Source organism: Peptoclostridium sp. AF21-18 (assembly GCF_003478825.1).
Classification (GTDB): Bacteria; Bacillota; Clostridia; order Peptostreptococcales; family Peptostreptococcaceae; genus Peptacetobacter.
Map to the genome: position 1 here is coordinate 1 of NZ_QUGE01000042.1, position 8,968 is coordinate 8,968.

Here is an 8,968-nt window from a genome sequence, read left to right on the forward strand (position 1 = left end):
AGTTTAAAGTGAATTTATTTATTTCACTTGTCCACTCAGAGGGGAGCAGTTCACGAGTCGCCTGCAGATTGTCGAGTTAAGGTGGGTAATTTTCCTAATGAGTTAGGAATTTTCCTGTCTGTTAGGAAATGGAAATAGTAGATTAGGAAAAGGTATTAGTATATTATTAATATAGGAACTAGAGTGAAAAAAAGTTAGTGAATTTATAAAAATCAAAATAAAAATTAGTAAAAGTAATGAATATATATAAATAACTAATATAAATTAAGTTTGGGAAAGGATGATAGGTATGCTGAGTAATAGGCAGATGAATGTTATAAATATATTGAGTGATTCAAATAATTGGATGACTGGAAAAGAGATTGCAAAGATTCTTAATGTTACTGATAGAACTATTCGCTCAGATATTGAAGCTATAAATAAATACTATGATTGTCAGCTTATAGAGTCTAATAGGAGAGCAGGGTATCATATAGACGATATTCTTTTGGCTAATCAGGATATAGAGGTAAAGGAAATTGTTCCACAGACTGCACATGAGAGATGTATTTGGATTATTCAGGAGCTGTTGTTTAGAAATAAGGAGATTAATTTAATTCAGCTACAGGAGAGAGTTTTCGTGAGTGGATACTCTATAGATAATGATTTAAAGAAGATAAGAAAGATTATAGAGAATTATCCTAGTTTAAAGCTGATTAGATCTAAGAATCATATTAGACTTGAGGGTGAGGAGATAGATAAGAGAAAGTTATATAAATATCTACTTACAGAGGAAACTCATGGTAATTTCATGAACTTAAATTCTATAGCAGACTTTTGGACAGATTTTGACCTTCTTGTTATAAAAGATATTTTTGAAGAAGTTTGTGAGAAGTATGATTATAAGATAAGGGAAACTACATTTCCTATGATTATGATGCACGCAGGTGTTGCGATTGAGAGAATTATAAATCACAACTACCTTACAAGTGATATCGATGAAAGACTTATGGAAAGTACTGAGTATCATGTGTCTTATGAATTTTTTGAAAGGGTGAGCAAACTTCTTAATATTGAGATAGTAGATGACGAGGTTAAGAGATTTTCACTTCTTCTTTTAGGAAAGAGCTCAGGAAATTATAGAAAGTTAAACAATAATAAGGAAGAGGTTAAAAGACTTATAGACCGGTTAATAGAACAGATTGCCGAGTATTTTGGGGTTGATTTTTCTAAGGATTGGGATTTAAAAGTTGGTCTTGAAACACATATACGGTCACTTATAGAAAGACAGAGAAACAAGGTCGATGTTACAACTCTATACTTAAAGGAAATTAAGCGTAAATATCCTTTAGTATTTGAAATGGCGATACATTCAGCAAAGGTTATAGAAAAATTCACAGGATATGTAATAGACGAGTCAGAGATAGAGTTTTTAGCACTTCATCTTGGAGCTGCATACGAGAGAATAGACAGTGTGCAGAAGTATAGAGCAGTTGTGATTATGCCACACAACCAGATGCTTTCAAAACCGTGCATTGAAAAATTAAATAGCCGTTTTGGAGATAGGATGGAAGTAGTTAAGATGTTTACGTTCTTTGAGGAAAGTCAGGTTATGGAATATGAACCAGATTTTATAATAACTACTTTACAGATTAAGCATAATTTAGATGTGCCTACAATTCAAATAAGTTTGTTTTTAAATTATGAAGATGAGAGTAAAATATTCCAGCTTTTAAATCAGCTAGATAAGAAAAGATATAGCTCAGAGTTTAAAATTTTGGTAAGAAAGATGATTAGAAGAGATTTATTCCATGTTCATGAAACATATAAATCATCAGATGAGATAATAAATAAGCTATGCAATGAGCTTGTTGAGAAAGATTTAGCTGATGAGAGATATACAGAAGATGTTTTTAAAAGAGAAAGTATGTCTGCCACATCGTTCTCTTATGGATTTGCAGTGCCTCATTCAATGGAGGTATCTACAAAAGAATCCTGTCTTTCTGTTATGGTGTTGGATAAGGCTGTAAAATGGGGGGATTTCGATGTTAGATTGATAATCCTTCTTGGAATAAGAGATACAGACAACAGTTTATTGAAGATATTCTTTGAATGGCTATCAAATACTGTAACTGATTCAAAGAAATTGGCTAGACTTCTAGCTGTAAACAACTACGACGACTTTATGAAAGAAGTGTTAGAGTAGGTATAGAAAAGGAAGTATTAGAATAAGTATATTATAAATGTAGAAAATTAATAGGAGGAAATATGAGTAAGAAAAATAAAAAGAGCAATTTAGTTAAAAAAATAGATAAAAGCACTAAAAAAAGATACGAAGATGTACCTTTAACAAGAAGATTTTTAAGTTATTTAATAGACTGGTATTTAGGTGGTCTTGTTACAGCTTTTCCAATAGCTATGATATCTCAGAAGCTCTTTGGAAGTGTGCTTAAACAGAATATATTAGAATTCCCTAACCATTATGGTTTAATAGCGGGATGTTTAGGTTTTGTGTTTGCTTTATTTTACTTTGTAGCTGTTCCGACATGGATTACAAAGGGACAGACTTTAGGTAAGAAAATTTGTAAAATCCAAATAGTAAAAGATGATGAAGAAGAAATTACATTTAAGAATATGTTCCTAAGACAGTTAGTAGGAATAATAGTAGTGGAAGGTTCTTTAGTGACAGCGAGTGCAATATGGCATCAGGTATTTACATTATTAACAGGTATAGAAATAGTATCTGGATTAATGTATGTTGGTCTAGCAGTATGTGTTGTAAGTGCTGGTATGGTTATATTTACTAAAGATCATAAAGCAATCCACGACTACATAGGAAGTACTAGAGTAGTTATGTGTAAATAATTTCCTAAGTTTAGGAAATGTGAGTACAGTCATAGGAAATCAATTGCCTAGTATAATAGCATTATAGAAAGTGGAGGTAAAGTTAATGAATGAATTAGAATTAATAAGTTTTCAGATTATATCAGCAGTAGGGACTGCTAAATCAAATTATATAGAAGCAATGAGATTAGCAGAAAAAGGTGAATTTGAAAAAGCTGAAGAAATTATAAAAGAAGGACAGAAAGTGTTCTTAGAAGGACATAAAGCTCATGCAGGTTTAATACAGAAAGAAGCTGCAGGAGAAGCAGTAAATATAAATATATTATTAATGCATGCTGAAGACCAGTTAATGGCAGCAGAAACAGCTAAACTTATGGCTGAAGAAATAATCAAGTTAAATAAACGTATAGCAGCGTTAGAAAAATAGGAGGATATATAAAATGAAAAAAGTTTATTTATTTTGCAGTAACGGAATGTCAACTAGTATGTTAGCTAGTAAAATGCAGGGAGTAGCAGATAGCCACAATTTACCAATAAAAGTTGCAGCTTTCCCTTACCCACAGATGGGAGATATATTAAAAAATGATTGTCCAGATTGTATATTACTTGGGCCTCAGATAAAATTCATGTACGAAGAAATAGTTGCACAGTATAGCTCATTAAATGTACCAATAGCTCTTATAGATCAGGGAGATTACGGTATGATGAACGGAGAAAAGGTTCTAAAAACAGCTATAAAATTAATAAAATCAAACAAATAATTAGTAAAAGTTTACAGAGTAATAAAACACAAAAATGAAACAAAAACACAAAAGTTAAAAAAGTAAAATGAAGTAGCAAAAAGTAAGAAATTAAAAACAATATCAAAATACAAAACACAAAAATCAAAACACAAAAATTAAAAAGGAGAGATAGGCTTATGATGAAAAAACTTGAAAAAGTTTTAATGCCCTTAGCAGAAGCTATAGGACGTAACAAATACTTAATGTCAATTCGTGATGGGTTCTTACTATCAACACCACTATTAATAGGTGGATCTATATTCCTATTAATAGCAAACTTCCCTATACCAGCGTGGATAGAATTTCTTGAAGGAACAGTTGTAAATCAGGCAACTGGACAGACTTTAGCAGGTTATATATCAAAACCAGCAGATGCTACATTCACAATAATGGCGGTATTTGCAGTTATGGGTATTGCATATTCTTTTGCAGAAAAATTAGGTACGAATAAATTATTCGGTGCTGCTACAGCATTAGTTTCTTGGTTCTTAATAATGCCATATACAGTAACTGGTGAAGTTGATGTAAATGGTGTTGCTCAGGCAGTTAGTTTAACTGGTGTGCCTCTAGGATGGTTAGGAGCTAAAGGTATTTTCGTTGGTATATTCTGTGCATTCATATCAGTACATATATATACATTTGTTGAAAAAAGAGGTTGGACAATAAAAATGCCAGCAGGTGTACCTCCAACAGTTGAAGAATCATTCGCAGCTTTAATACCAGCAGCAGTAGTTATGATAATATTCTTTGCTGTTAACTTAATATTCGGATACATGGGAACAGATGTATTCCAGATAATATTCGAATTCTTACAGACTCCACTTCTAAACCTTGGAGATACTTTAGGAGCAATGGTAATAGCTTACATATTCTTACATATATTCTGGTTCTTCGGAGTAAATGGTGGATCTGTTGTTGGTGCGGTATTCAACCCAATACTTCAGACTTTATCTGCAGGAAACGTAGCTGGAGAACATCATATAATATGCCAGCAGTTCCAGGATTTATTTGCAACATTTGGTGGTGCAGGTTCAACATTATCACTAGTAATAGCAATGTTATTATTCTGTAAATCAAAACGTATAAAAAATCTTGGTAAAATGTCATTAGTACCAGGTATATTCGGAATAAATGAACCAATATTATTCGGTTTACCAATAGTTTTAAACCCTGCTATGTTAGTACCATTCATATTAGTGCCAACTATAAACATAGTAATATCATACTTTGCAATGGCGATGAACTTTGTTCCAATATGTTCAGGTGTTAATATACCATGGACAACACCACTTGTAATATCAGGATTCCTTGCTACAAACTGGGTAGGAGCAATACTTCAGGCAATACTTCTAGTATTAGGTGTATTTATATACATGCCATTCATAAAAATACTAGACAAACAGTACTTACAGGAAGAAATGAGTAACGTTGAAGAAGACGATGAAGATATATCATTAGATGACCTATCATTCGACGATCTATAAGATTTAGGAGATGAATTAATATGAGAATTATAATGATTTACGACCAGATACAGTCAGGTGCAGGTATAAAAGATGACCACGATGTGCCACTAGGAGCTAAAAAAGAAGTAATAGGTCCTGCTGTAATGATGGAACAGTCTTTAAAGAAAATAGGCGGAAAAGTAATAGCTTGTCTTTACTGCGGTGACGGTACTTATGCCGCTAACCCAGATGAAGTAAGTAGAAAACTTTGCGCAATGGTAAATAAATTAAAAGCAGATGTTGTAATGTGTGGACCATGTTTAAACTACTTAGGATATGGAAAAATGGCTGCTAGAGTAGCTAACGATATAAACAATACAACAGACGCAAAAGCATTTGCAGCTATGTCAGTAGAAAATGAAGAAACAATAGCTGAGTACAAAGATAAAGTGCATATAATAAAAACACCTAAAAAAGGTGGATTTGGATTAAATGAATCATTAGACGCTATGTGTGAATTAGCAAAAGCTATGCACGAAGGCGATGATTGTTCAGAAATAGTATCAAAATATTGTTTTTAAATTAAAAAATGGGGGAGGATGCTTTTTTAGGCATCCTTTCTGTATAATATAGGAGGTAACGAGCATGTGGGGAATAATAGCAACATGGCGTATGGCAGTAGAAGGAATAACAGAAGCAGATAAAATGCTAAAAGAAGGTGCTGATGCAGGGGATGCAATAGAAACAGCAATAAAAGAAGTAGAAGACTTCCCATTCTACAAATCAGTAGGATACGGTGGACTTCCAAATGAAGAAATGGAAGTAGAACTAGATGCAGCATACATGGATGGAGATACATTAGATATAGGTGCAGTAGCAGCAATAAAAGACTATGCAAATCCAATATCAATAGCTAGAAGATTATCTCATGAAAAAGTAAACTGTATGTTAGTAGGAGAAGGAGCGGAAAAATTTGCTCATAAAGAAGGATTCGAAAGAAAAAATATGCTTACAGATAGAGCAAAAATACACTACAAAAACAGAGTTAAAGAAGTTAAACAGCAGGAAATAAGCCCATATTCAGGACATGATACAGTAGGTATGGTTTGTCTAGATACTCATGGTAAAATGACTGCAGCTACTTCTACAAGTGGATTATTCATGAAGAGAAAAGGTAGAGTAGGGGATTCTCCAATATCTGGATCAGGATTCTATGTTGATTCAAAAATAGGTGGAGCTAGTGCAACAGGACTAGGTGAAGACCTTATGAAAGGATGTATATCTTATGAAATAGTAAGACTTATGAAAGAAGGAAAACATCCTCAGGAAGCTTGTGAAATAGCAGTAAACGACTTAAACAAAGAATTAATAGAAAGAAGAGGAAAAGCAGGAGATTTATCTCTAATAGCTATGAACAACAAAGGAGAATGGGGAGTTGCTACAAATATAGAAGGTTTCTCATTTGCAGTAGCTACAGAAGGACAGGAACCAATAGTATACTTAACTAAAAATGTAGACGGAAAATGCATACATGAAGTAGCTAGCCAGGAGTGGTTAGACAACTACATGAAAACAAGAACTGCACCATTGGAGGAAAAATAAATGGAAAAAAAGATAATTCGGCAGATTGAAAAAAATTCATCAGAAATGATTGAAGGAATTAAAAAGATTGTCAAGATGCCGAGTGTCGAAACAAAAGCCGAAGAAAATGCTCCATTTGGTAAGGATATAGCCTTAACTTTAGATGAAACATTGAAATTAGCAGAGAGCTTAGGTTTTGAAACTAAAAATCTTGATAATTACATTGGATGGGCACAGTATGGAGAAGGTGAAGATTATATAGGTATAATAGGTCACTTAGATGTTGTTCCAGTTGGAGAAGGTTGGAAACATGATCCATTTAGTGCACATGAAGAAGAAGGATATATTTACGCAAGAGGGATATTAGATAATAAAGGACCGATACTATCTTGTTTATACGCTTTATATGCAATAAAGCAGTTAAATGTGGAATTAAAAAGACCGGTCAGAATAATCTTTGGATGTGATGAAGAAACAGGATTTGAAGATTTAAAATACTACCTAGAAAAAGAAAAACCACCTGTAATGGGATGGACACCAGACTGCAAATACCCAGTAGTATATGCAGAAAGAGGTAGAGCTGTTGTAGAAATTTCAACAGAAGAAAAAAATATAGCTGAATTCTTTGCGTTTGTAAATACATACTTTATGAACGCTAAGCCAAATGCGGAAAGCTTAGGTCTTGATTATAAGAGCGAAGAATTTGGTGTAAATGAAATGAGAAATTATAAATTAAGATACGAGGACGGCAAAGTTATTTTCTCTGTAACATTCTCATATCCTGTGGGACTTACTGTAGAGAAGATAATAAGTACAATAGAGGAAAAATCAAATGGAATGGAAGTAAAATGCGTAAGCCATTATACTCCAGTTAGATTTGAAAAAGACAGCGATATGGTTAGAAGTCTTCAGAATGCGTATGAGTTGGTTACAGGACTTGACGGAACTCCTGTGACAACAACTGGCGGAACATACGCAAAACTAATGCCTAATATAGTTCCATTTGGGCCAAGTTTCCCTGGACAGAAGGGAATAGGACATCTTCCAAATGAATGGATGAAGGTAGAAGACTTAATATCAAATGCTAAGATATACGGGTTAGGTATATACTACTTAGCGAATATATAGTTAATATATAAGGTTGTTTAGTGATTAAAATTGTTTAGAGGATTGTTTTAAAAGGAAAAAAGAGATTATTTAAAGATTGATTGTAAAAGAGATTATTTAAAAGATTATTGTAAAAGTGATTAGTTAGTAGAGAAAATTTATTTTAAGATTACCAGAAACACGCAAGTTAAAATAGGCGGTATTACGTCAAAATAAGGATTATTATTTAGTAGATAGGATTTGATAAAATGGAAAAAATAGTTGAAATATGCTGCGGAAGTTATGAAGACGCATACAATGCAGATAGAGCGGGTGCAAAGAGAATAGAGTTAAATAGTGCGTTACATCTAGGAGGACTTACACCTTCTTTAGCGACATTAGTACTAACTAAAAAGAATACAAATCTTTTAGTTATATCAATGCTTAGACCAAGAGGAGCAGGCTTCCATTACAGCGATGTAGATTATGAAGTGATGAAGATGGATGCAGAGCTTCTTATGAAAAATGGTTCAGATGGTTTAGCGTTTGGATTTTTAACTGAAGATGGAGAAGTAGATAAAGAAAAAACTGCTGAGATTGTAAAAATAATAAAAGAATACAACGGAGAAGCTGTATTCCACAGAGCTTTTGACTGTGTAGCAGATCCATACAAAACTATGGAAACTTTAATCGAGCTTGGAATAGATAGAGTTCTTACAAGTGGATTAGAGCCAAAAGCTATAGAAGGAAAAGAAGTAATAAAAAATCTTCAGGAAAAATACGGCGACAAAATAGAAATACTTGCAGGTAGTGGAGTTAATGTAGGGAATATGGACGAGATAATGGATTATACTGGAATAAACCAGGTTCATAGTTCTTGTAAGGCTTGGGTTGAAGATCCAACAACTCATAAGAATAATGTAAGCTACTCTTATGCAAGTGCACCAAATGAAATGAATTACGATGTAGTTTCATACGAACTAGTTAAAAATATGATAGAAAATTTATAGATTAATATATCTTGGGAATTGAAAACATAGACAAACTCCTCTCCAGCTTCGACGTGTGTACAAGTAAAAAAGTTATGTTGCAAACAAACTGCACGTCTCCAGATTGTCGAGGATGTTTTGTCTATGTTTTTCAATCCACTAAGTTACATTAACCTATAAACGAGGACTTGTTGCAAGTTTTGCAATAGGTCCTTTTTTAGTATGACGGGCATGCTATTAATCTGTGGTGAAAGTCCATAAA

9 protein-coding genes are annotated in these 8,968 nt (G+C 33.1%); all 9 read left to right on the forward strand.

Going from position 1 to position 8,968, the window contains the following annotated elements:
* Nucleotides 1-289 precede the first annotated feature (289 nt).
* The 9 genes from DWX74_RS10705 (at nucleotide 290) to DWX74_RS10750 (ending at nucleotide 8,727) form a co-directional block, all read left to right on the forward strand.
* Complete coding sequence (locus DWX74_RS10705) at nucleotides 290-2,185, forward strand: BglG family transcription antiterminator (protein WP_118549932.1); 1,896 nt, start codon at nucleotides 290-292, stop codon at nucleotides 2,183-2,185.
* Between the two features lie 62 nt (nucleotides 2,186-2,247).
* Entirely contained in the window at nucleotides 2,248-2,844 is a 597-nt protein-coding gene (locus tag DWX74_RS10710; RefSeq protein ID WP_118549933.1) for an RDD family protein, read from the forward strand.
* 85 nt (nucleotides 2,845-2,929) lie between these two features.
* Nucleotides 2,930-3,250, forward strand: a complete 321-nt coding sequence (locus tag DWX74_RS10715; RefSeq protein WP_118549934.1) for a PTS lactose/cellobiose transporter subunit IIA — start codon at nucleotides 2,930-2,932, stop codon at nucleotides 3,248-3,250.
* 13 nt (nucleotides 3,251-3,263) lie between these two features.
* Complete coding sequence (locus tag DWX74_RS10720; RefSeq protein WP_118549935.1) at nucleotides 3,264-3,584, forward strand: PTS sugar transporter subunit IIB; 321 nt, start codon at nucleotides 3,264-3,266, stop codon at nucleotides 3,582-3,584.
* A 158-nt stretch (nucleotides 3,585-3,742) separates the two neighbouring features.
* Nucleotides 3,743-5,089, forward strand: coding sequence for a PTS sugar transporter subunit IIC (locus DWX74_RS10730; protein WP_118549936.1), 1,347 nt, complete (start codon nucleotides 3,743-3,745; stop codon nucleotides 5,087-5,089).
* Between the two features lie 20 nt (nucleotides 5,090-5,109).
* On the forward strand, nucleotides 5,110-5,631 hold the full coding sequence (locus DWX74_RS10735; protein WP_118549937.1) for a GrdB-related putative oxidoreductase: 522 nt from the start codon (nucleotides 5,110-5,112) through the stop codon (nucleotides 5,629-5,631).
* 64 nt (nucleotides 5,632-5,695) lie between these two features.
* Nucleotides 5,696-6,652: a N(4)-(beta-N-acetylglucosaminyl)-L-asparaginase gene (locus tag DWX74_RS10740; protein WP_118549938.1), complete on the forward strand. Its 957-nt coding sequence runs from the start codon at nucleotides 5,696-5,698 to the stop codon at nucleotides 6,650-6,652.
* Nucleotides 6,653-7,759: a Sapep family Mn(2+)-dependent dipeptidase gene (locus DWX74_RS10745; RefSeq protein WP_118549939.1), complete on the forward strand. Its 1,107-nt coding sequence runs from the start codon at nucleotides 6,653-6,655 to the stop codon at nucleotides 7,757-7,759. It abuts the gene before it with no gap.
* Between the two features lie 227 nt (nucleotides 7,760-7,986).
* On the forward strand, nucleotides 7,987-8,727 hold the full coding sequence (locus tag DWX74_RS10750; RefSeq protein ID WP_118549940.1) for a copper homeostasis protein CutC: 741 nt from the start codon (nucleotides 7,987-7,989) through the stop codon (nucleotides 8,725-8,727).
* Nucleotides 8,728-8,968: the final 241 nt, after the last annotated feature.